This is a genomic window from Staphylococcus sp. HMSC072E01, assembly GCF_001814125.1.
Classification (GTDB): domain Bacteria; phylum Bacillota; class Bacilli; order Staphylococcales; family Staphylococcaceae; genus Staphylococcus; species Staphylococcus hominis.
On the sequence record NZ_KV814990.1, the window covers coordinates 179048 to 203832 of the forward strand.

Sequence of the window (24785 nt, forward strand, 5' to 3'; positions counted from 1 at the left end):
TATGTATTAAGCAAGAAATTAAAAATATTATATTAAAAAATAAAAAAAGGAGAACGACATTGTCGTCCTCCTTTTTTGATAACTCGATGTTCTATCCAGTTATCTACTTAAATCTTACCACCAACCGTGACCTTGGCGGAAAGCAATTGCTGCATCCCATGAACCATAACGTGATTTAGCATAGTTAGCCATACCTTGAGTTTGTGTAGCTACTGAACCAGTGCCCCAAGCTTCTTTAGTTTGACCTAAACCTCTGTAACCAATTGGGTTAACAGCATTTGGATTACCACCTGATTCAGGCATTACGATAGCATTCCAAGCAGCTTCAGTACCACCGTTAGCTAAGAATTGAGCTTTAACTGATCCACCAGTTGAAGCAGTTGAGTATGAAGTAGTTTTTGGTGCTGAGTATGAAGTTGTACGAGCACTGTAGTTATTGTAGCTAGAAGTTCTTTGTACTGGAGCTGAAACAGCTTTTACATTTGAAGTGCTAGCTTGATTATTTGAACTTACTGATTGAGTTGAAGCTTGATTATAAGACTCAGTGTAGTCAGTAGTTGATTGAACTGTGTCAGCACCACCAGCGTAAGTGTAGTTCCAAGACCAAGTGTTACCATTTGAAGTGAAGTTATATTTGAAACCGTCTTTTACAAATGAAATGTTATATGCACCAGCTTGTACTGGGTGAGCATTTAATTCAGATGGGTTATTTTGAGCTAAGTCAGCTAAATGAGAATAGTTAGTTGTTTGTTCAGATGCATGTGCACTGTGATCGTTTGTTAAAGCATATCCTGTTAAACCTAAAGTTACTGCTAATGACGAAGCGATTACTGTTTTTTTCATAATAGATAATTCCTCCAAAATTGAAATATATATTTTCGTTATGTTTCATTCTTTATTTAAGATTAATTTCTGTTTTGATTTGTTATTTAACTTTTGACAATAGCTACTATAACACAAAATTTGTAGAATAGTATTACACTTGTTTTACAAAAAATTACAATTAATCCATCATTTTGTAATATTGAAACATATTAAATACTTCTTGTAATATAAAAAAACTATCAATATGGAGTTTATTTTTATTATAAATTAACGTTTTACAATACTTTCTTACAAAATTTACAATACTTTAACGTCATTAGTCATATTACAAATTAATGTTTTGTTACATTACTGTAATATTTTTAAAATGTAATTGGCTATTTAAATTCTTTACTTTTGATAAAAAACAAGAGCTTGCACGTATTAAGTTTCCTTATTTATTTTTAATAATCTTTTACTCCCCAAAGTACCTTTTCACAATTACGAATAATATATTTTAGTATCTCAATACGAGAGGTTTTTTTATGATCAGCAGGGACAACAAGCCATGGTGCATAGGATGTATTTGTTTTCTCAACCATATCGTGACTTGATTCCACGTATAAATCCCATTTTTCTCTATTTCGCCAGTCTTCATCTGTAATTTTCCATTGTTTATTAATATTTTCTTGACGATCTTTAAAACGTTTTAATTGTTCTTCTTTATCTAATGTAAGGAAGAATTTTAAAATAATCGCTCCTTCATCTGTCCACATTTTCTCAAATGCGTTTATTTCATCATATGCACGTTGCCATTCATCGATAGTAGCAAAACCTTCGACACGCTCTACCAATACACGACCATACCAACTTCTATCGAATAATTCGATGTGCCCTGTTCTTGGCATTTCCTTCGCAAATCTCCATAAATAATGATGTTTTAATTCAACATCTGTAGGGGCACTAATGCCATTCACTCGATAACCCGTTGGATCTAATTTTTCTCTAATTCGTTTAATATTTCCACCTTTACCAGCTGCATCCATACCTTCAAATACTAAAATAAGTGGAATCTTTCTATCATATAAAGCGAATTGAATTTCTCTCATACGATTTTGTAATTCCTCGATGAGCTGTTTATATTCATCTTTTTTTACTTTATCCACCTTTCTATCAAAAAGGTGTGTTTTAAAATTAGAATGAAATTTACCGTCTCGCTGTTCTTCTTTTTGCTCATGCTTCTCAATCGCTGTTTCAAGACGTTTGATAATATGTTCATACATTGTTTCGATTGCTTTTTCTCTTTCGGTATAATCAATGATTTCCCATGCTTTATCATTTTTTATAAATTGACGCATATCTTTAAGGTAAATATCTGTTGGAAGTACATTACTATATTCTTGAACTTTCCAACGCGTCAATGGGTTATCTTTGGTTTGTTGAATATGCTCTTGACGCTTTTCTTCATTAATTTCTATGAAAAACTTAATGATTTCATAGTGATCTCGTTTAAGCATATTTTCAAAAGAAGATATTTGTTGTTTGAGTACATCATAGTTTTTATATTTGTCGTGTTTAATTTTATTTTCTCTATAATCTAGATAATGAGAATACCAGCTTCTAAAATAAATATTTATATCACCTTTTTTAGGTAAGGTATTCCAATATTTTTGTAAAAGTTGATATCTTAAATCATCCTGTTTAGGTGACTGTGTCGCAATAAATTGTGTATACTTCGCATCTAAATTTAATAATAACTCATTAGATAAGCGCGTCTTCCCAGATGCAGGTACACCTTCAAATAATATCATCACTGGAATGCCTAGTGCATGTGTACGTCGTGTTAATTCTGCTGTTTTTAATGCTAAAGCTTCAATTTTTTTCGCCATTAACCCTTCATCCTTTTAATCTTTTTTCTATTTTATTGTAACATTATTGACGTTTATCATTTAAATTTAAAAATGCCTGAGACAATTCATCATGTCCCAGGCTTAATACGTTTATCCCATAAATTTGTAAATATCATTTGTAAATAATTTTAAGACTCTGCGTAAAATAACATCTAGTATAAATGCTGTTACTAAAGGTACAACAAAAAAACCAATAATAATTAGGATGATACTCATAACGGCTGAATCGACATGTAAAAATTTAAATGCACTAATCGGCCCAATCATGCCAATAAATCCAAATCCTGCAGATTCTTTTGTTCCAGCAATACCGATAAGACTACCCACTACACCAGAAATCGCTGCGGTAATCAAAATAGGTAACATAATAATTGGATATTTCACCATATTTGGCATCATCATTTTCACGCCACCAAAGAAAATAGAAATTGGTACTGCAACACGATTTACTTGACTTGTGCCAATAAGTAAAACAGCTTCAGTAGCTGAAATACCAATTGAAGCTGAACCTGCTGCTAAACCTGTAATACCAATGGCAATCGCGATAGCTACTGTTGATAATGGAGAAATAATAATAAAACTAAATACCATTGAGATTAACATACACATCAATACAGGTTGTAATTCAGTGAAACTATTAATCATATTACCAATCGCAATATTTATAGTATGTACATATGGTAGGATGAGCACACCAATTGTAGCTGAGAGACCTCCAACAATTGTTGGATAAACAATCAATGCCATACTTCCTACACGTTTTTCAATAAGTAGAATAAATAAAACTGCAATTGCTGCAGTAATCATCGTATTGATGAGGTCACCAATACCTGCAATAATCCAAGCCCCATTCTTAAATTGAGCAGCGCCACTTCCTACATAAGCTGCACTTGATACGACTGCAATCGCAAGAGGAGTCATATTAAATTTAATTGCAATTAACGCACCTACTAATGCTGGTACAGTAAATTGTAATGCTTGAACAACATGTAGTAATGTTGCAAAAATAGGATGGTGATGCATAAGTGCTTTAAAGATTTCACCTAAAATGGCATTCGGTACTAAACCTACTACAATCCCAATAGCCACTCCGGAAAGTACTCTAAAAATAAAATCTCCAACGCTTATTTTTCTAAGTTCTGTTGTCATTCTTATACCTCCTATAATATTTTGTTGTTGTATTAAGTAATGATAAAAAATACTATAACACATTTTCTAAATTTTCAGAATATTTATTTTATCATTTTCTTAAATTTTTCTGGTTTTATGGATATTTTAAGAATTTTGACCAACAATATATATGTAATTTAAAAAGAAAAAACGAGTTTCTTCTATTATAATAGTTTAAAAATGATGATCGTGATATCGAAGCACTCATAGAAGAAGTTGGAACGTATATTGTACCCCACTTCCCAGCTCATACCATTTAGGAGGAAGAAATAATGAGAGAATTACTAGATAGAATTAATCAATTAGCAAATAAAGAAAAAGTGGAAAGCTTGAGTGTTGAAGAAAAACAAGAACAACATCAATTAAAACAAGAATATTTGGGAATGATTAGAGGCCAAGTCCTTCATACGTTCTCAACGATGAAAGTTGTCGATCCACTTGGTCAAGACGTGACACCTGATAAAGTGTATGCCTTAAGAGAAGAATACGGCAACATTCAAGAAAACTAAAATTTTATTATCAAGACTTAGACTGCCTTCAAAGTTCTGACTTTGAGGGCAGATTTTTTATGTCCATATTTTGAGTAAAGTTCTTAATTGAATCACAGCTCATTTTGTTGAAACCCTTTCCTAGGGAAACTATAAAGTAGTTCTTTGATTTTAATAATTAAAACTACTTAATGAAGTGATTGCTCACTTATGTTCGTTTATGCGACTGATTCTATATGCCACTCAACAAATATATTTCATAGTCTATCGTAGAATAGTTCAAGCCACAAATGTTTATTTATAAGATATATTCAGGTATAGAATCAAACATCATAACTTATCACGATAATAATTATGGTATTATATAAAATAAATATATAATAATATATAAAACAACTAAGAAGGTGCATCTATGAATAAAGTATCAAGTAAACACCATTGGGAAAATGTATGGAAGTTTTCTAACAACAAAGAATCATATAATTTCCCCCCATCAAGAATTGAAAGAGCAAAAGATAAATTAAAAACATTTATTTATAATGAATATTATTTTAGTCCAGGCGATAAAGTATTAGAAGCTGGATGCAGGGATGGGGTCATCCTATTCAAACTTATTGAGAAATATAAAATTGAAGGACATGGTATTGATATTTCTGAAAATGCAAAAAGTATTGCAACTGAGTATATGATTAAAACTGGAATCAAATTTAAGTATGTTATTGGAGATGTTCAAAATTTACCTTACCCTCAAAATACATTTGATACAGTTATTTCATTAGGTGTTATAGAACATTTTCTAAACCCTGATAAAGTCATGAATGAAATGTATAGAGTATTGAAAACTAATGGACACCTTATATTAATGACACCAAATAAATATTCGTTTGGTATTTTAGATAAGAAAATAAAAATTTTATTAAAAGTTTGGGAATTTGGTTATCAAACGGAATATAGCGTAAATGATTTAGAAAAGATAGCTAATAAATATGGTTTTAAAGTAGTCTCACGAAATACTGAACTACGAAAGACTTTTAAGAACGACTCAATCAGTTTTAAACTGATTTCATCAATTAATCAAATATTAAATGTTTTTAATAAAAATTTTGGATTCTACAGTTATATCTACCTCATAAAGGAGGTAGATAAAAATGATTATAAATCATATCAAACTTCAATTTAATGAGACAGTTACAAAATATGATTCTGTTTTAATTGTTTTAACCTATCAAGAACATCTTGTTTTTATTAAAAATAAAAAAAGAGCATGGGAATTAACAGGAGGTAAGGTAAACCATAATGAAACGATGAATGAGACAGCTATCAGAGAGGCTTATGAAGAGTCTGGCGCTGTCATCAATGAAAGTGATATAAACTATTTAGGTTACTATATACTACCAAATGGCCATACCACTACAATTACAAAAGCTGAAGTAAGCTATTTTAAAGATATACCGAAATATTCAGAAACTACTGAAAGAATACTTACGAAAGAACCATTAGACAAAAATTTATTATCATTTCAAAATGGGTTATATGAAGAAATCTTTAAATATTTAGGGGCATACCATGAATAAAGTTAAAAAAGGGTATTTATTTAGTATTATTTCCGTAGCAATCATGTCTTTAACCCCAATATTAAATAAACTTTCACTCACTGATTTATCACCTATTCAAGCAAGTTTTTTTAATGCTTTGTTTTCAACTTTAATATTATTAATAACTGTATTACTCGATAAAAGTAAAATAAAAATCTATCATAACAAATTTATATGGCTCTTAGGTATTACTAATACAATAGGTATTTTACTCCAATATGTAAGTTTAAGTTTGTTAGATCCAGTTAGTGTTGGATTATTAGGAAGATTTTATATTATATTTGCGTTGTTTCTTTCAGTGCTCTTTCTAAATGAAACGTTGTGCAAAAACGATACCCTTCCTATAATTTTTGCTGTTATAGGTTCATTCTTGATTACTCATTTTTCAGGTGATTTTAACAGTATATTAGGTGTGATTGCCACCCTATCTTATACATTCTTTTTTGCGCTAACGAATATGTTAGCTAAAAAGACCGTCAAAGACATTGATTCTAAAACCATCTTACTATACAATCAGGCGACTTCTACTTTGTTGCTAGGTATCATATTAATTGTGACTAATCATTTACATACCATACATATAAGTATAGGCTTGTTCTCTATTTTACTTTCTGCTTTGTGTAGTGGCGTAATAGGACTTTTATTATTTTATGAAGGTTTGAAATACATTTCGTTTCGTGAAGCGAATATTATAAGAACCCTCAATCCTATATTTGTGTTTATATTTTCTTTCCCGTTTTTCCCTTTACCATTAACGCCTAAATTCATAACCGGCGCGATTTTAATCATTATTTCTATCATTTATATGAATCTATATAAAGATAAAAAAACGTCTTCATGATAACTTTTTCATTAAAAATGCGCCCCACCATTAGATCTCATTCTAACTTTGGGGCGTATATTAATTGAACTAACAAACTAAGAAATTATATTTATGTCCATCTGGATCAGCAAATGTTGCACCATAATATCCTTGAGAAGTCTTAGGTTCATCAATCACCTTACCACCTAATGCTTCCACTTTATGCATTAATTCATCCACTTCATCGTTCGTTTTAACATCTAATGATATGATGACTTCATTAAAGACGAAATAAAAAACTTCGGATTAAGAAGACTTAACCCGAAGTTTTCTATTAGGCTAATATTTGATCCATTGAGCGATTCACACTACTTGCATACATACCACCAAATTTAACTAAATGCACCATGAATAAATATAATCTATAAAACTCTAAACGTTTTTCTGCTCCTTTTCCTAAAGGATAATGTTTTTCATATTCATTATAAAATTCTTGTGTAAATCCACCGAAGACAGTAGTGATACCTAGGTCAAATTCTCTATCTCCATATAACGGTGCTGGATCAAATAAGGCAGGACGTCCATCTTTTAAAAACATATAATTACCACCCCATAAATCACCGTGTAAAAGAGACGGTTTACTGTTATGATTTTTTAATTCATTAATCATAACAGAACGTACTTGTTCGTATACTTTATTATCTTCTTCGTTCCATAAATTTTTACGTAATAGTTCATCTCTTAAATGATCCATACGACGTTCTACGAAAATTTCACTCCAAGACTCTGACCATGTATTATCAAATGAGACATCAGCCCCTTCATAAGGTAACTCGAATCCAAACTTACCTTCTGACTGTTGATGACTATGCATTTTGGCTACAAGTTGTCCTAATTCTTTTTGACTGCCTTTACTGCCTTCTTCTAAATAACTGAGTAATAGATACGCATCGCCATTAATTTCGCCATTTTCAATCACTCTTGGTGCTGTAATATCTGCTTTTTCAAATGCCTCTAGTCCAGCTATTTCGGCAGCGTAGAAAGAGGATTTACGATTTCTTTGAACTAATAAAAAATATATATCATCGTTTGTTGTAATTTTAAATGCTTCATTTACATCTCCACCGCTTACTGGTGAAATATCTTGAATACCTTCTAAAGGTAATTGATTTTTCCATTCTGATTTCATTAATTATCCTCCTTAGTCCAATTCTTTATCTACTATTCTATTACCTAAATGGATGTGCTTTAACCTTTGTCATTCCAAAATGATATAAAGTTAGGCAATTTTTCAAACACTTTCAAATTAGACTATTCATTTTTAAGCGAACGTGCTAGTCTATTAAAGGAATGTTTTTTCAATGATATTAAATGAGGATCGTAAGCCTCAAATACAATGAAATGGAGCATTATTATGTACAAATTAATTAAACCTCTTTTATTCAAAATCGAACCTGAAAAGGCACATGGATTAACAGTAGATGCCTTAAAATTCACTCAGAAAAACGCTTTTTTACTACCTTTTGTAAATAAATTATTTACATATGAACACCCCTCTCTTTCACAAAACATTAAAGGGATAACATTTAAAAATCCAGTTGGTTTAGCTGCTGGTTTTGATAAATCATGTGAAGTGCCTAAAGCACTTGAAAATGCTGGTTTCGGTGCTCTTGAACTTGGTGGCATTACACCTAAACCACAAGATGGCAATCCTAAACCGCGTATGTATCGCTTACTTGAAGATGATGCCTTAATCAATCGTATGGGCTTTAATAATATGGGTATGAATAAAGCTTTATGGAATTTAAGACGTCATGCTTACACTATTCCTGTAGGTTTAAATGTGGGCGTTAATAAAACGACACCTTACGAAGAACGTTATCAAGATTATATTAAAGTCATCGATGCATTTAAAGCAGATGTATCATTTTTCACTGTGAATATTAGCTCACCTAATACTGAAAACTTACAAAGTTTCCATGATAAAGATGAATTTTCAATGTTATGTCATGCTTTAACAGATTATAAAGCACAACACGAAGTGAATGTCCCAATCTTTTTAAAGCTAACTTCAGACTTAGAACTTAAAGGTTTTAAAACTATTTTACCTCAAATTACAGAAACCTTTGATGGTATGATTTTAGCCAATACCACACGTCAACGTGATGGATTATCTTCTCCAAATAAAGTAGAAGACGGAGGATTAAGTGGTCGACCTTTATTTAAACGTAATTTAGAACTTGTAAAATGGGCTTATCAACAAACGAATGGCGAATTTTTAATCATTGGTACAGGTGGTATTTTTAGTGCGCAAGATACTATTCAAATGATGCGAAATGGTGCGTCACTTGTACAAATCTACTCATCTCTCGTGATAGAAGGCCCTGGTTTAACTAAAAAGATTAATCGAGATATTGCTAAATATTTAAAAGCAAACCATTATAGTCATATTAGTGAGATTATTGGACTAGATGCTAGACGTTAAATTATTTCACTAAACGATAAAGTGCACTATACTAATATTACACGTAGCATGTACTATCGGAGGGCATATTGATGACTATAGAAACTAAACAAAAAGAATCACAAACTAAAGATAAGCATAACATTGAAGACACCAAATCTTCTCAAGAATACGATAATAGTATCGGTTACAATGGTGAAAAGAAAACAGCTTTGGATCTTGAAATTGAACGTGAACTATTAGAAATGATGGAAAATAAAGATCCTGAACCTAAAAAAGAGAAGAAAGGCATAAAAATTGCTGGACTACTATCTACCCTTGTTATTGCTATTTTAGCTATTGTGCGTTTTATCCATCGTACGTTATAAATAAAAGCGAAGGAGTAAGAAAGAATGTTTAACTCATTCTCTCTTACTCCTTTTTAAAATTGTTCTAAAAATGTTTTAGCTTCTCGATTAATTTTTTTAAAATCAATACCTTGCTCCATTGCTGCAAATACACATCCGCAATAACATTGTCTAAATATATTATAATCATTACACATTTCTATAGATCGTTCATAACCTTTATTTTTCTTAAAATCACTAGGTAAATAATATGTATTGTATAATCGTTGAACTTCCATGCCGAGTTCGTTAATTAATTGAGCATTCTTTTTAGGAGATAATGTTAATGCACTACCGAAATAATCATATCCATACTTCACTGCTGCTTCTGCGACAAGCTCTAAACGCATCTCAAAACACGCTGTACAACGTTTTCCACCTTCAGTTTCATCAGTAAGACCACGCGATTTCGCCATCTTCATAAATTCATATGGCTGATAATCAGCTTCAATATATTTTACCGAATGTCCAGTTTTCTCATTAAAATCTTTTACAAATTGTGCTTGGACTTTGGCACGTCTTAAGTATTCATTTTTAGGATGAATATTAGGATTAGCGAAATAAATAGCAATATCTGCATACTGAGATAGATATTCTAATGTATATGTGCTACAAGGTGCACAACAGCTATGTAATAAAATTTTAGGGCGAACGCCTTCACGCTCCCATTGACTAATCAGTTTTTTCAATACCCTATCATAATTGATTTTTTGATTTTTCATCTTCTTAATCATAGGTTCAGCATTTAACATTTCTCAATTCTCCTTATAAAATTATTATATATTATTGTTAGTTTGGAACTTATACAATAAGGATATATCAGCTACTATCGATTCACTATATCTTGAACTTTTTTAGTAGCATATTCTTCTATTTCTTTGAAAATTTTTATTGCTATCTGTATTTTTTTATATTATTTCTTAAAGATGGTGATTGCTTAAATTCATTAATGACACACGTACCATATTGAGTACATACATTTTGAACTGGAACGAATTTACTTCCACAATGCTTACAATAAGCCACTAAAACGACTTCCAAATAATCTACGTAGTACTCCAAAATCATCGAATTGACTAATTAACAGAATTTGAAGTAGAGTGATTTATACTTTTGTTTACATGACTATCCAAGTTTAATGATTCTGATGTTGCTGTTGTAGATAGTGTAATCTGATCTAATTTTGTCCCACATTCTCCACAAAATAAATCTCCTTGTTGATATAAATGACCACAATTTGGACATTGCATCCTATATACTTCCATAAACATAAAATCCGAAATTATTATACCATTAAATTGAATTGCTTAAAATATTATTTTCATAAAATAAAAAAAGTTCGAATCTTAATAGATTCGAACTCTAATGATGATATATTATTCAGCTTCTCTGATTTCTGCATCGATATCTGCATAATCAATTTCAGTATTAGTGAACGTTTTATTATCGATTGGGAAGTGTTGTTCAAATGTTTCAAAGTTTTGAATTTCAACTTTTACATCATCTACTTCAAAATCTAAAATGTGTCCACCGAAATTACGATCATCGTTGGCGAAATGAATATGGAAACCACCAGAACCAATGCCATGGAATAATTCAGGTGTAAAGAAGCCAATCACTGTACCGTTAACATCTTCTTGAGTTTCTTCAGGTTGTCTACGTGCTGAATCAATTAATCTTGTATATGGTGGTTCTTGTTTTGGCATCATGCGAACATGCATTTTTTTAAATTTACCAGTGATTTTTACTGCTGAGAATAAATTATCACTTAGCATATGTTCTTTAACTTCATTTAATACTGTTTCAGAATCTTTATTAGAAGTTTCATAAGATTCATCTGCTTCAAATTTAGTAATTGTTGCAAAAGGTGTTAATTCATCACCTTTAAGTTTAACGAATTCTTTTTTTTCATTTGCATGGTACGCTTCTCCATTAATGAAGATAACTTCACCGTCTGAACCTGTAAGTGTTGCTAGTCCTGAATCACCATGTTTTAATAATTCATCGATTGTGGCAGTTCCTTCTAATAAACCTGCCATCAATGTACCTAATGTACCATGTTGATATAATACATGACCCATATTAATATTCACTCCTATTTTTTAGAAAATTAATTTAAAGAATCTGGTAACATATTTGTTGATAATTTAATATTATCTTTATAATTTACTGGAATATCAATTAAAACAGGTCCTTCTGTTTCGTAACCTTCTTTAATTGCAGCTTCAAGTTCTTCTGGGCTTGTTACTCGAATACCTTTCGCACCAAATGACTCTGCATATTTAACATAATCTACTGGACCAAATGCTACACCAGCTGCACGTTTATATTTCATTTCTTCTTGGAATTCAACCATGTTGTATTTACCATCATTCCAAATTAATTGAATGATATTTAATTTTTTACGTACAGCAGTTTCTAAATCTTGACCTGAGAATAAGAAACCGCCATCACCAGCAACTGACACAACTTGTGTGTTTGGACGTACTAATGCAGCTGCTATAGCCCATGGTAACGCAACACCTAAAGTTTGCATACCGTTACTGAATAATAAGTGTCTTGGATTGTAACTTCTAAATTTACGAGCCATCCAAATATAGTGACTACCTACGTCTACTGTAACAGTTGTATCATCAGTTAACGTTTTTTGCATTGTATTAATAATTTCTACTGGATGTAAAATACCATCTTCATGTTCATATTTAATACCAGTAGCTTCGATAATATTTGCTCTTAATTCTTCTAAGTCATCTAAATGTTTTTGATCAATAATTGGTTCAGATACTTTTTCTGACATCATTTGAATTGTACCTGCAATATTACCTACTAATTCTTTTTTAGGACGTAAGTAATTTGTAATTTCAGCATGTACTTCGTCAATTGAGATAATTTCAGTATCTAATTCTTTATTCCAGTTACTTGCTTCGTATTCAATTGGATCATAACCGATTGCAACTACTAAATCAGCTTTTCTTAGTAATTCGTCACCCACTTGGTTACGGAATAAACCAACACGACCAAAGAAATGGTCTTCTAATTCACGACTAATTACACCAGCACCTTGGAAAGTTTCTACAACAGGTAAGCTTGTTTTTTCAACAAATTTACGAATTGCTTCTGTTTCTTTTTCACTAGAACTTCTCATACCTGCAAGTAATACAGGGAATTTAGCATCTTTAATTGCTTGAAGCACTTCATTCACTTCTTCATCTGTTGGTACGCCTAAATGAGGTTTTTCTGGTAAGTCGATTGCTTTACTTTGCACTTGAGATGAAATAACGTCTTGTGGAATACTAATGAAACTTGCACCATTTTTACCAGAAGTTGCAGTGCGGATTGCATTTGTCATAACTTCAGATAATGATTCAGGATCTTGAACCTCTGCACTATATTTAGTTGATGATTTTAGTAACGCAGCGTTATCTACAGCTTGGTGAGTAAGACGTAATAAATCATTTCGTTTAACTTGACCACCGATTGCTAATACAGGGTCACCTTCTGAAGTAGCTGTTAATAATCCAGTTGTTAAGTTACTTACCCCTGGACCACTTGTTACTAATGCAACACCAGGTTTACCTGTTAAACGTCCAATGCCTTGTGCCATCATTGCAGCATTTTGTTCGTGACGTGTAACAATAAGTTCTGGGCCATCATCTTCTAATGCATCGAATAAATAGTCGATTTTTGCACCTGGAATACCAAATACATAATCCACATTATTATTTTTTAAAGTATCAATGACCATATCTGCAGCAGAATAGTTTTCTTTAGCCATTTTATATTCATATCCTTTCAAGTTTACATTTGTAATTTAAAGTTTTTATTTCAAAATTACTTTTCTATTTTTTTATACTCAATTAAAAAGAAGCCACACACATGTCTATTTTTTTAGGGAAAAAGAGGGAAAGACTTAGTCACATGTTAATTGCGGCTTCTTTATATTTAAATAACTTCAATTTTTAAAGTTGAAGTGTAACCTCAGTTAATTAGACATATTCAAATATGAGATGGGAGTTTTCTATTATATATGTCATGTTTAAGGGAATGATAGTAAGACATACTTATTAGAACATTTGAATACGTTGTAACTTTATTACGTTTCTTATTATAGTACGCATCGAAACATTAATAAAATACATATTTTCGATAGTAACCATTCCATATTGGAATAGGTCAATATACTTTAACCATTGTAAAATGACACAATTAAACAGGTCTAATGACTTGACTTGTCTTCTATAATTATAGTGCCAATATTGATATAATTACTACTTTTTATATTTTGAGAGTAAATATACTCTTTTTTGTTGTTTTTATTTTAGATTTATCTGATATAATCGAATCTATCATTTAAATTTTCTAGTTTTGTGTTCTTGTTTAATTAAAAGTAAGAAAAATTAAAATTTTCAGAAATTTTAGACAAAATACCATTCTTTTATGCTATGATAATAAATGTTATATAGCTAACAAGCTAATTAATTAAATTTTAAACTTATTAGTGGAGGTTCATAATTATGGCCAGTTTTTTCAAAAATTTTACTAGAAAAGAAGATCCCACTATCTATCAAAGTAAAGATGGACATTTAAAACGTACTTTACGTGTTAAAGATTTTCTTGCATTAGGTGTAGGTACTATTGTATCAACATCCATTTTCACTTTACCTGGTGTAGTAGCAGCAGAGCATGCTGGTCCAGCCGTAGCTTTATCTTTCTTATTAGCTGCAATTGTTGCTGGTTTAGTTGCATTTTCATATGCCGAAATGGCTGCAGCCATGCCTTTTGCTGGTTCTGCATATTCTTGGATTAACGTTTTATTTGGTGAATTCTTTGGATGGGTAGCTGGTTGGGCATTACTTGCCGAATACTTTATTGCCGTTGCCTTTGTAGCTTCTGGTTTTTCAGCCAATTTAAGAGGACTTGTGTCTCCTTTAGGTATAGAGTTACCTAAGTCTTTATCTAACCCTTTTGGTGCAAATGGAGGAATTATAGACTTAGTTGCAGCAATTGTTATTATTTTAACTGCATTATTATTATCTCGTGGTATGAGTGAAGCTGCTCGTATCGAAAATATTCTTGTTATTTTAAAAGTTCTAGCGATTGTTTTATTCGTTATTGTTGGATTAACAGCAATTCAAGCAAGTAATTATGTTCCATTTATTCCTGAGCATAAAGTCACTGCAACTGGTGATTTTGGTGGATGGCAAGGTATTTATGCAGGTGTATCAATGATTTTCTTGGCATACATAGGATTTGATTCAATTGCTGCCAACTCAGCTGAAGCTATTAATCCGCAAAAAACGATGCCACGTGGTATTTTAGGTTCATTAATCATTGCGATTGTTTTATTCGTAGCTGTAGCTTTAGTATTAGTTGGTATGTTCCATTATTCAAAATATGCTGGGAATGCTGAACCTGTTGGTTGGGCACTTCGTCAAAGTGGACATGGTGTAGTAGCAGCAGTAGTTCAAGCTATTTCAGTCATCGGTATGTTTACAGCATTAATCGGTATGATGTTAGCTGGTTCACGTTTACTTTATTCATTTGGTCGTGACGGATTATTACCTTCTTGGTTAGCCAAATTAAATGATAAACATTTACCTAATAGAGCGCTTGTTATTCTCACTATTATCGGTGTTTTAATTGGTTCAATGTTCCCATTTGCTTTCTTAGCTCAATTAATTTCAGCAGGTACATTAATCGCATTTATGTTTGTATCTATTGCAATGTATAGTTTAAGAAAACGTGAAGGCAAAGATTTACCGGTTCCAGCATTTAAAGTACCGTTCTTCCCTGTATTACCTGTCATTACCTTTTTATTAGTCTTGCTTGTATTCTGGGGATTAAGTTTTGAAGCTAAACTTTATACATTAATCTGGTTCTTAGTTGGTATTGTTATTTATATATTCTATGGTATTAAACATTCTAAAAAGAATGATGAAGATGATTATGTCGTACCAAAAGATTAAGATAATGAACTCACTTATATTTCTCATATCCCCTTTAGAAACATTCAATTGTTTTTTAAGGGGAGTAAAAAGAGCAAGAAAAGACATTCACTTAACGTCTTTTCTTGCTCTTTTAATATATTTTACCAACCTTGTCCTTCTATACTATATTGATTTAAATTACCATCTTGTAGTGCTTGAAGCGCTTCTTCAATAACATCTAACGCTTTATCTAACTGTTCATAAGTAATAACGAGTGGCGGTTGAAAACGTAAGACGTTCCCAGCAACTGCAATAATCACTACACCATGTTCAAAACAGTAATTACAAATTTTCAATGCTTCTTCAGCAGCTCTTTCTTTTGACTGTTTGTCTTTAACAATATCAATTCCAATAGATAACCCAATACCGCGCACATCTCCTACGTAATTGTATTGATCTACCCATTGATTCATACGTTGACGCACGTAGTTTCCTTTTTCAGAACTAGCTGTTAGTAAGTCGTCGTTTTCTATCATTTCAATCGTAGCAAGAGCCGCTTCACAACTTACTGGATTTGCCCCTGTCGTAAATAGATGTGCTGGTGCTTCAAGACTTTCAATAATTTCTTTTCGACCCACAATCGCTGACATTGGTAATCCACCTGCTAATGATTTACCAAATGTAATGAGATCTGGTGTAAAGTTAAAGTGGTCCACAGAGCTCCAAGAACCTGTACGACCTAATCCTTGTTGGATATCATCAACAGCAATTAAAATACCGTATTCTCGACATAACGCTTCAAGTGCTTCAAAATAGCCTTCTACTGGTTCTAATAGTCCACCATCTCCTTGAATCGTTTCTAACACAATACAAGCTACTTCCTCAGCTGGAACATATTTAGCAAACATCTCTTTCAATGGCGCTAAATATTCTTCAACAGTGTTTGATTTAGATTGTTCAAACATCCCTCTGTATTTATCTGGAAATGGAATATGATAAAAACCATTTAATAAAGGGCCATAATGTTTACGCATATTTAAACTGATAGCCGACATTGATAACGCTCCAAATGTAGAGCCATGATAAGCATTTGTAAAGCTGATAATATAGGGTCGTCCTGTATAAGCACGTGCAAATTTGATAATACCATCATTCGCATCCGAACCACTTAAACCAAATGTGACACGTTTTTCATAATCACCTGGCGCAATATCGCATAACTTTTTAGACAGTTTCACTAAAGGCTCGTGATACATATATGCGGGGGTATAATGAATAAATTTATCTACTTGCTTTTTAATCGCCTCTGTTACCTGTTTTGGTGCATGACCCACATTTTGTGAGCTTGCACTAGCTAACAAATCGATGTATTCTTTTCCATCTATATCTACTAAAGTTGCTCCATATCCATGATCAATCACTAGTGGATAATATTTTATACGTCCTGAAGTAGCAAAATACTTACTATCTTCTTTTATCATATCCTCTGCTTTACTCAAATTGACTCATCCTCTCCCAAAGTATCAACAACTTATATCTAACTTTCTTTATTGACTTCAATTCTTGTGATAATAATCAATATCTTACTAATAATTGTCAGATTTGTAAATATTTTCAGAAAAATTAAAATATATTGTTTCTATCTTTTAAACAATGATAAATATAAATCATAAAAGGCCTCTAATAGAGACCTTTTATGACTTATTTGTTTTCGTATGGAATAACATCATCGCCATATTCTTTTTTAATATACGCTTTGATTTCTTTAGATTGCATAACTTTTAATAATGTTTGGAATTTTTCATCATTTTTATGACCTTCTTGAACGGCAATCGTATTCGCAAATGGTGATGATTTACCTTCCATAACAATAGCATCTTTAGACGGTTTTAAACCATTATCAAGCGCATAGTTTGAATTTATAATGACTGCAGCTCCTTCACCATTCTTATATGTTTTTGGTAAAAACTCTGCACCTTGTTGATGGTTAAATTTCAAGTGTTTTTTATTTTCAGCAATATCCTCAAATTTTGCATTTTCAATTTTAACGCCTTTTTTTAATTTAATTAATCCTTCATTAACAAAGAATGATAAAAAACGTCCTTCTTCTGCAGGATTATTAGAAACGTAAATCGTCGATCCATCTGGAATGTCTTTTAAATTTTTATATTTTTCACTATATACACCCATAGGCGTCGTAAACACTTTACCTAATTCTTCAATTTTATAACCATGACTTTTCTTTTCAGCATTCAAATATGGGACATGTTGGAAGAAGTTCGCATCAACATCGCCTTTATCTAATAATTTATTAGGCACCTTATAATCATTAACTTCTTTGACTTCTAAATCATATCCTTTTTTCTTCATTTCTTCCTTAGCTTTTTTTAACACATCACCATGAGGTGCTGGCGACGCTGCTACGGTAATTTTTTTATTATCTTCTTTCTGATTTCCACAAGCTGCTAGCGTTATCGTTACTAACAAAATACTGATCATACCTATTAATTTTTTCATATGTATTGACACCTTTTTATAAATTTTCAATTCTCATTTCCTCTTACTAGATATGTAAAGACATAAAAAAATACTTTCAACTATTAAGAGAAAGCATCGACACACTTTCTCTCATCTTCTAAAGTATGATTAACTTTATGTGAATTAGCACCGTGTCATACAATGACGGTTGCTGGGTTTCGTAGGGCACATCCCTCCACCACTCTTGATAAGAGTTAATAGATTATTGAATTATTAATAACTTATCATTGATTTAAACTTTGGTCAACATGTTTTTTCAATATTCTAAAAATTTAAAAAGTGTTAAATCTAATATTTCAGGGAATATTCTTATAGTATGTATATAAGAAGGAAGGAAAATTATGATCCGTTATTTTTATCATTGTCTTAGTGCTTTAGTGATAAGTATTATCTTATTAATTACAATGACTATCATGGATGGCATAGTTCAATCGACTCATCTTACTTTATTGTTAATTAACATCGATTTCTTAATTGATCCAAGCAAAACGCCGTTATTATTAGAACTAGCCATTCATGTTTTTATAGGATGGTTAATATATTTTATTTTCTTACTTATTTATCACGTCTTTAAACCATTATATAAAATAAGTTATGTCTTATTAATGATTGTTTTTGCCTCTCTTTATCCGTCACTCGTCGTTATGGCAAAGCGTTCATTCTTTCACTTTAGCTGGAATGAATACGGTTTATGGATGATTGCTCATATTATTTTTATGATTTTAATGGCTTGTTCCATTCCATATTTTTCTAAAAAGAAGTATTAATGTCCTATATAAATCATGTGATAAATATTGATTTAATGTTTACAAATTATTTATTCTTTAAGTTAAGTTAAAGATTTATTATGTTTTTTTTAAATCCCTGTTTCTGATCTATTCAAATGCTACACTCTAGTTGTAATTGATCATGAATGAAATGGGGTTTTCATTATGAAGAAAGTATCTTTCGTTGCATCTACACTTTTAACAAGTACAATGCTACTTACAACGACTCAATCTGTAGAAGCACATACTACTAACTTAGTGACTAAAGAAAATGCTAAACAAATTGCTACAGAGGCATTATCTAATAGTGGAGGTAATCCAAACCTACAACGATTGGGTCGTACTGTTAACAAAGGAGACTACTTTGAAATTATAAGTCATAATAGGTTAAATGAAGGTAGTGGAATGTATAAAGTTCATAAAAATGGCGAAGTTGAGTACAAAAATGGTAGATATAGTGACTTTAATCAACTTCAAGATACACGCATTCATGCAGAATCAGGTATCGCTAAAGCCGCTAAAACAACCTCTTCTAATCATAAACAAGTTCATTCTGTTGATTGTGCACGTGAACTCAACCGTTATTATGTAGGAACGGTTGCTTCTTCTGAGGTACCATCATCTAAGTCACTTAAAGATACTCAAACATCACAATCTTCTGTTAAAACACTCCCAAGTACTGGAGACGTTACACAACAACACTCAACTCAACTTTTAGCCTCACTTCTATTAGTTATGGGAACTTCATTATTACTGAAACGAAAACATCATAGTCATTCTTATTGATCTACTAAACATTTTTAATAAATAAAAAAGGAGTGAATCAACGAATTCAAAATGAATTCTGACTCACTCCTTTCGTTTAAATAGTTCTACAAGATAAATCATTTCCATACTAAATGAATACACGAGAAACTATCTCCGTATTATTTATTTTTATTATCCGCTTGTTCATTATCTTGACTATCAGAATGTTGATCATCTTTGTTATTAGTTTGCTCTGCACCTTCAGGATCTTGTTCTTTAGCATTACCTTTTTTAGGATTATAATTAACACCTTCTGTATAATCATTACCTGCATTCCATAATAAGAATTCATTAACCCCGTTATCTTTTAAAGCTTGAACTTCTTCAGATATCGCTTTTGCATCATAATCAATATAATTGCCAGCACCTAAATATGAAGCGGTAAAGTCTTGAATCCATGGTCTTGAAATAGGCTTATCTTTACCTAATGTATCTAATAAATTATTTTCTTTTTGAATATAGCGATTGACTGTTTTATATGGTTCAGTATCTGGTGCTTGTAAACCGAAATCTCCATTGCTCCAATGAGATGGATAAATCATTGATGAAATGGCATCTACATTTTTAGAGATTTTAGGGAAGCTTTGACCAATACCAGGCGCATTTTCAACTAATGCAGAATAACCAAATACATCAGCTGACACATTGACGCCCATTGGTTTTAATTCTTTATTTGCATATTCTAAGAATTTAGTAATTGTATCTACACGTTGGTCGCCTGAACTCATCTGACTATTTTTATATTCCCCTTTATTATACGTTAAGCTATCCGCTTGATTTTCAAATCCTTCAGGGAAGCGTACATAGTCAAATTGAATATCTTGGAAGCCTGCTTTTGCAGCTGCTTTTGCAACATCAATATCATACTTCCATACTTCCTTCATAAATGGATTAACAAAGCTATCCCCTTTACCATTTGTCCAAACAGAACCATCACTATTTTTGAATGTCCATTCAGGGTGTTCATTTGCTAATTTTGTATCTTTAAATGTTACAATACGTGCAATTGGGTAAATATTATTATCATGCAGTTTTTTTAATAATTTTTTACCATCTACAATATCAAGCGTATTTTTATCCACTTGTTTATTGCCAGTATTTAATTTCATAGTAATGTTACCTGTATCATCTTTCACATCGATAACCATGGTATTTAAATTAGAATCTTTGATGAATTTAACTAACTCATCCATTTTTTTGCCCTGTGTAGAATTACTTGTTACATAAATCCCTTTAACACCATCTTTAGGATAATCTACTTTATTTTCATTTGTATTTTTATCATTATTCTTTTTCAATTCATCACTTTGACTATTACCACTTTTATTACTAGATTGCTCATTTTTCTGATTTCCATCTTTTTGTCCACTATCAGATGCATTATCTCCATTACTACAAGCCGCCAGTAATAGAGCACTTGTTGTTAATACAGCAAAAATTTTATTTTTCTTCATTACTGTTCCTCCAAGAAAGTATATACGTATTAATTAAGAACTTAGTTATCATATATAAACGATTTAAAAATAAAGACTAACTTCAATTAATAAGAACTTAACTTATTTTAGAATATCATATTTCAACAAAAAATATACGATACACTAAAGTTTTATAAAATATTCTATTTAATATTTAAATATATTAAAATTTTAAAGAAATTAGTTTATATTTTTTAAAGAAAACGTAAAGATAATGCTTTAGAATCATCGATAATCCACTGAACATTTGATGTTGATCTTTTCATTTGTTGCATGATAAATTGCTCATTATTTTTAGGAAAATCCCAAATATACTTAATAAATTCAAAACTTAATGTTTTAGGATTTCCTCCGATATGTTCTCTTTTAAATAGTGAATATATATAACGCTTGATTACTCTAAGTATACATTTTACTCTTGGTTCTTTAATCCATATGACTTTAGTTGTATATTTTAATCTCATACTAAGTGTACTAGAATAATTTCCATCAATAATCCATTCCTCTTTTACTACAATAGATTCAAGTTTTTGTTTTAATTCTTCAAAAGTAATGACGTTTTTATTATTAAGCCATTGAATTTGATCAATATGGTAAAGTGGCAGTTGATATTTTAAGTGTAGTTGATATGCCAATGTTGATTTTCCAGAACCAGGGCTACCAATAATTAATATACGTTGTTTCATAACAATCCCCTTTGAATATGTTTGACTGTTTACATTAAATGTATAAAATACGGTAATTTCATAAAATTGTAAATTGTTAATTAAGAAATTTCAATAATTAATTACTTTATACTTGAGAATATTATTATTTTTTACGATAATGATATTGAAAGTTTATTAAAGGAGTGAAAGGCATAATGAATAAAGAACAATTAGAAAAAGTAAGTCATGGGAAAGGATTCATCGCTGCATTAGACCAAAGTGGTGGTAGTACTCCAAAAGCATTAAAAGAATATGGTGTAAACGAAGATCAATACAGCAATGATGACGAAATGTTCCAACTTGTACATGATATGCGTACACGTGTTGTCACTTCACCTTCATTTACTTCAGATAAAATTTTAGGTGCGATTCTATTTGAACAAACTATGGATCGTGAAGTTGAAGGTAAATATACTGGTGACTACTTAGCTGATAAAGGTGTCGTTCCTTTCTTAAAAGTCGACAAAGGTTTAGCTGAAGAGCAAAATGGTGTTCAATTAATGAAACCTATCGATAACTTAGATGAAACTTTAGACCGTGCAGTTGAACGTCATATCTTCGGTACTAAAATGCGTTCTAACATCTTAGAATTAAATGAACAAGGTATCAAAGACGTTGTTGAACAACAATTTGAAATTGCTAAAAAAATCATTGCTAAAGGTTTAGTACCTATCATTGAACCTGAAGTAAACATTAACGCTAAAGACAAAGCTGAAATCGAAGAAGTATTAAAAGCTGAACTTAAAAAAGGCTTAGATTCTTTAAATGATGATCAATTAGTAATGCTAAAATTAACTATCCCTACTAAAGCTAACTTATACAAAGAATTAGCTGATCATCCAAATGTGGTTCGTGTTGTTGTATTATCTGGTGGCTACAGCAGAGACGAAGCAAACAAATTATTAAAAGACAATGATGAATTAATTGCAAGCTTCTCACGTGCATTAGCAAGTGATTTACGTGCAGGCCAATCAAAAGAAGAATTTGATAAAGCTTTAGGCGATGCAGTAGATTCAATCTACGATGCTTCAGTAAATAAAAATTAATAGTCAGATTTTTATTCAAAAGTGATGAGTAACGTGCTCATCACTTTTTTCATGTTTTTAAGCAGTTATAACCATTAAATTTATTTAATAAAAAAACTGTTAACAGAACGTGATGTCCTGTTAACAGTTTTCTAATTTTTCTTATTTAGCATTAGTATTTTCATAGAAACCTAATTCTAATTGTTTAGATGTTAAACGACGAGTTTTTCTCATTAAGTCAACATCATGAATTAATGATTCACCATATGAAGGAATCATTTTTTTGATTTTTGGTTTCCATTCATCTAAATATTGTTCGAAGTTTCTTTCGATAACTTCTAACGCTACTGAAACTGATGTAGAAGCCCCTGGTGATTCACCAAGTAAAGCAATGATAGAGTGGTCTTTAGAGTCAACCACTTCTGTACCGAATTGGATGAATCCTTTACCTTCTTTTTCATCATCTTTAATAACTTGTACACGTGTACCAGCAGTATATACTTGCCAATCTTCATCACGAGCTTCAGGGTAGAACGTACGTAAGTGGTTCATACAACCTTCTTTAGTCATGATGATTTGGTCAAATGAATATTTAAGTAATGACATATTCTTAACTGCTGCAGCTAATAACGTAGTGATATTGTGTGGTTTAACTGATTTGAATAAATCTAAGTTAGAACCGTGAATTAAGAATTTAGGGCCAACATTTGCGAATGGTCCGAATAATAATGTTCTTTCACCATCGATATAACGAGTATCTAAGTGAGGAACAGTCATTGGTGGTGTGCCAGGTGGCTCTTTACCATAAACTTTCGCATCATGTTGTTCGATAACTTCTGGATTTGTACAAGCGATAAATTGACCAATGATTGGGAAACCACCGATATGTTTACCTTCTTCGATACCAGTTTTTTGTAATAATGGAATAGATCCACCACCAGCACCGATGAATACATGGTCAGCTTCTTTAGTAAAGACTTTATTGTTAGCTAAGTCTTTAATTTTAACTTGCCATTTACCGTTAGATAAACGTTTGAAGTCTTGTACTTCATGATTATAGTTGACGTTTACGTTTGAATCGTCGTTTTGTAAGTTATGTGCCATTTTACGAGTTAATTCACCGTAGTTAACGTCAGTACCTTCGTCGATTTTACTAGCAGCCATTAAGCCATCATCGAAACGACCTTGCATCATTAATGGAATCCATTTTCTCATTACTTCGATGTCTTCAGTGTATTCGATATCATCGAACATAGGGAAATCTTTCATTTTTTCATAACGTTCTTTTAAGAATTGAACGTTGTTTTTACCACGTACGAAACTGATATGTGGTAAAGGATGAATGAAATCTCTAGGATCTTTAATTTGTCCTGATTCTACTAAATGACCCCAAAATTGTTTAGAAATTTCAAATTGTTCGTTAATTTCTTTTGCTTTTTCAATGTCAATCGTACCATCTGGTTGTCTTACAGTATAGTTTAATTCACATAATGCAGCGTGACCAGTACCAGCATTGTTACGTTCATTTGAACTTTCAATACCTGGACGATCTAAACGTTCATAAAGATCGATGTTCCAGTTAGGTACAAGTTCATTGAACATAGATGCAACTGTTGTACTAATTACACCAGCACCGACAATAATCATATCTTTTGATTCTGTCATGTTTGTACACCTCTCCAAAAATTATGTTTCACAATATAATATAATTACCTGTTGCTCTTGTTTCCCTAATATCTAGTAATCAATATATTGTTTTTAGTAATGTGTTAAGTCTTTCATTACTATGTTAAAACAAATATAGTCAATTGTAAATCAGAAAAACTTAATTATTTGAATTAACGAATTCATTATCATTAAATTAAGCAGAAATATTTATCAATACAAGCTAAATAGTAAGAATAGTTGAATGATCAAAGT

24 protein-coding genes, 1 pseudogene and 1 riboswitch are annotated in these 24785 nt (G+C 31.3%); of the genes and pseudogenes, 10 read left to right on the forward strand and 15 right to left on the reverse strand.

The annotated features are described in order from the left end of the window. Positions 1-114: 114 nt before the first annotated feature. The 3 genes from HMPREF2953_RS09365 to HMPREF2953_RS09375 all read right to left on the reverse strand — a co-directional run bounded on the left by HMPREF2953_RS09365 (position 115) and on the right by HMPREF2953_RS09375 (position 3863). A complete protein-coding gene (locus HMPREF2953_RS09365; RefSeq protein ID WP_002488225.1) occupies positions 115-843 on the reverse strand; it encodes an aggregation-promoting factor C-terminal-like domain-containing protein in 729 nt (242 codons plus the stop codon). Positions 844-1268: 425 nt separating this feature from the next. Then, a complete protein-coding gene (locus HMPREF2953_RS09370; RefSeq protein WP_070673026.1) occupies positions 1269-2693 on the reverse strand; it encodes a phosphate--AMP phosphotransferase in 1425 nt (474 codons plus the stop codon). A 111-nt stretch (positions 2694-2804) separates the two neighbouring features. After that, the gene (locus HMPREF2953_RS09375) at positions 2805-3863 is read right to left on the reverse strand and encodes a PTS sugar transporter subunit IIC (protein WP_002449546.1); all 1059 of its coding nucleotides are present in this window, start codon (positions 3861-3863) and stop codon (positions 2805-2807) included. 293 nt (positions 3864-4156) lie between these two features. Here HMPREF2953_RS09375 and HMPREF2953_RS09380 point away from each other — a divergent pair, with 293 nt between their 5' ends. From HMPREF2953_RS09380 to HMPREF2953_RS09395, 4 genes are all read left to right on the forward strand, one after another. Beyond that, positions 4157-4393: a DUF896 domain-containing protein gene (locus HMPREF2953_RS09380; protein WP_070673028.1), complete on the forward strand. Its 237-nt coding sequence runs from the start codon at positions 4157-4159 to the stop codon at positions 4391-4393. Positions 4394-4784: 391 nt separating this feature from the next. After that, positions 4785-5552 (forward strand): class I SAM-dependent methyltransferase, encoded by a 768-nt coding sequence (locus tag HMPREF2953_RS09385; protein ID WP_070673029.1) that lies wholly within the window; start codon positions 4785-4787, stop codon positions 5550-5552. Further along, entirely contained in the window at positions 5521-5946 is a 426-nt protein-coding gene (locus tag HMPREF2953_RS09390; protein WP_070673031.1) for an NUDIX domain-containing protein, read from the forward strand. Before HMPREF2953_RS09385 ends, HMPREF2953_RS09390 begins: the two co-directional genes overlap by 32 nt. Beyond that, a complete protein-coding gene (locus HMPREF2953_RS09395; RefSeq protein WP_049432758.1) occupies positions 5939-6808 on the forward strand; it encodes a DMT family transporter in 870 nt (289 codons plus the stop codon). Before HMPREF2953_RS09390 ends, HMPREF2953_RS09395 begins: the two co-directional genes overlap by 8 nt. A 69-nt stretch (positions 6809-6877) precedes the next feature. Here HMPREF2953_RS09395 and HMPREF2953_RS09400 read toward each other — a convergent pair. Further along, positions 6878-7051, reverse strand: a pseudogene (locus tag HMPREF2953_RS09400) (VOC family protein); the annotation flags it as partial. 52 nt (positions 7052-7103) lie between these two features. Continuing rightward, the gene (locus HMPREF2953_RS09405; protein ID WP_064207421.1) at positions 7104-7958 is read right to left on the reverse strand and encodes a fructosamine kinase family protein; all 855 of its coding nucleotides are present in this window, start codon (positions 7956-7958) and stop codon (positions 7104-7106) included. Between the two features lie 225 nt (positions 7959-8183). Here HMPREF2953_RS09405 and HMPREF2953_RS09410 point away from each other — a divergent pair, with 225 nt between their 5' ends. Both HMPREF2953_RS09410 and HMPREF2953_RS09415 read left to right on the forward strand, forming a co-directional pair. After that, positions 8184-9254 (forward strand): quinone-dependent dihydroorotate dehydrogenase, encoded by a 1071-nt coding sequence (locus HMPREF2953_RS09410; protein WP_070673033.1) that lies wholly within the window; start codon positions 8184-8186, stop codon positions 9252-9254. A gap of 71 nt (positions 9255-9325) precedes the next feature. Further along, positions 9326-9601 carry a hypothetical protein gene (locus HMPREF2953_RS09415; RefSeq protein ID WP_070673035.1) on the forward strand — a complete coding sequence of 92 codons (276 nt, stop codon included), beginning with the start codon at positions 9326-9328 and terminating at the stop codon, positions 9599-9601. A 53-nt stretch (positions 9602-9654) separates the two neighbouring features. On the opposite strand, the gene HMPREF2953_RS09420 is transcribed toward HMPREF2953_RS09415, so the two are convergent. The 5 genes from HMPREF2953_RS09420 to alsS form a co-directional block, all read right to left on the reverse strand. Beyond that, positions 9655-10371, reverse strand: a complete 717-nt coding sequence (locus HMPREF2953_RS09420; protein WP_070673037.1) for an epoxyqueuosine reductase QueH — start codon at positions 10369-10371, stop codon at positions 9655-9657. A gap of 142 nt (positions 10372-10513) precedes the next feature. Further along, complete coding sequence (locus tag HMPREF2953_RS11700) at positions 10514-10645, reverse strand: hypothetical protein (protein ID WP_002488302.1); 132 nt, start codon at positions 10643-10645, stop codon at positions 10514-10516. 50 nt (positions 10646-10695) lie between these two features. Continuing rightward, complete coding sequence (locus HMPREF2953_RS11355; RefSeq protein WP_256263330.1) at positions 10696-10884, reverse strand: zinc ribbon domain-containing protein; 189 nt, start codon at positions 10882-10884, stop codon at positions 10696-10698. A 111-nt stretch (positions 10885-10995) separates the two neighbouring features. After that, positions 10996-11700 carry an acetolactate decarboxylase gene (budA, locus tag HMPREF2953_RS09425; RefSeq protein WP_002449310.1) on the reverse strand — a complete coding sequence of 235 codons (705 nt, stop codon included), beginning with the start codon at positions 11698-11700 and terminating at the stop codon, positions 10996-10998. A gap of 29 nt (positions 11701-11729) precedes the next feature. Continuing rightward, positions 11730-13394 carry an acetolactate synthase AlsS gene (gene alsS / locus HMPREF2953_RS09430; protein ID WP_017175103.1) on the reverse strand — a complete coding sequence of 555 codons (1665 nt, stop codon included), beginning with the start codon at positions 13392-13394 and terminating at the stop codon, positions 11730-11732. Between the two features lie 739 nt (positions 13395-14133). Here alsS and HMPREF2953_RS09435 point away from each other — a divergent pair. After that, a complete protein-coding gene (locus tag HMPREF2953_RS09435) occupies positions 14134-15585 on the forward strand; it encodes an APC family permease (protein WP_070673039.1) in 1452 nt (483 codons plus the stop codon). 122 nt (positions 15586-15707) lie between these two features. Here the strand turns inward: HMPREF2953_RS09435 and HMPREF2953_RS09440 are convergent, their stop codons facing one another. Continuing rightward, a complete protein-coding gene (locus HMPREF2953_RS09440) occupies positions 15708-17045 on the reverse strand; it encodes an aspartate aminotransferase family protein (RefSeq protein ID WP_070673041.1) in 1338 nt (445 codons plus the stop codon). A gap of 202 nt (positions 17046-17247) precedes the next feature. Next, the gene (locus tag HMPREF2953_RS09445; RefSeq protein WP_070673042.1) at positions 17248-18063 is read right to left on the reverse strand and encodes a MetQ/NlpA family ABC transporter substrate-binding protein; all 816 of its coding nucleotides are present in this window, start codon (positions 18061-18063) and stop codon (positions 17248-17250) included. 108 nt (positions 18064-18171) lie between these two features. Beyond that, positions 18172-18278: riboswitch (SAM riboswitch) on the reverse strand. A 147-nt stretch (positions 18279-18425) separates the two neighbouring features. Here HMPREF2953_RS09445 and HMPREF2953_RS09450 point away from each other — a divergent pair. Both HMPREF2953_RS09450 and HMPREF2953_RS09455 read left to right on the forward strand, forming a co-directional pair. Then, positions 18426-18851, forward strand: a complete 426-nt coding sequence (locus HMPREF2953_RS09450) for a hypothetical protein (RefSeq protein ID WP_002449431.1) — start codon at positions 18426-18428, stop codon at positions 18849-18851. A gap of 165 nt (positions 18852-19016) precedes the next feature. Beyond that, complete coding sequence (locus tag HMPREF2953_RS09455) at positions 19017-19637, forward strand: LPXTG cell wall anchor domain-containing protein (RefSeq protein ID WP_070673044.1); 621 nt, start codon at positions 19017-19019, stop codon at positions 19635-19637. A 140-nt stretch (positions 19638-19777) separates the two neighbouring features. Here HMPREF2953_RS09455 and HMPREF2953_RS09460 read toward each other — a convergent pair whose 3' ends face one another. Then, positions 19778-21112, reverse strand: coding sequence for a putative glycoside hydrolase (locus HMPREF2953_RS09460; RefSeq protein ID WP_049334791.1), 1335 nt, complete (start codon positions 21110-21112; stop codon positions 19778-19780). Positions 21113-21327: 215 nt separating this feature from the next. Further along, a complete protein-coding gene (locus HMPREF2953_RS09465; RefSeq protein WP_070673046.1) occupies positions 21328-21819 on the reverse strand; it encodes a P-loop NTPase family protein in 492 nt (163 codons plus the stop codon). Positions 21820-21995: 176 nt separating this feature from the next. Here HMPREF2953_RS09465 and HMPREF2953_RS09470 point away from each other — a divergent pair, with 176 nt between their 5' ends. Further along, a complete protein-coding gene (locus HMPREF2953_RS09470) occupies positions 21996-22886 on the forward strand; it encodes a fructose bisphosphate aldolase (RefSeq protein ID WP_002449395.1) in 891 nt (296 codons plus the stop codon). 141 nt (positions 22887-23027) lie between these two features. Here the strand turns inward: HMPREF2953_RS09470 and lqo are convergent, their stop codons facing one another. Next, positions 23028-24530, reverse strand: a complete 1503-nt coding sequence (gene lqo, locus HMPREF2953_RS09475) for an L-lactate dehydrogenase (quinone) (RefSeq protein ID WP_002449218.1) — start codon at positions 24528-24530, stop codon at positions 23028-23030. Positions 24531-24785: the final 255 nt, after the last annotated feature.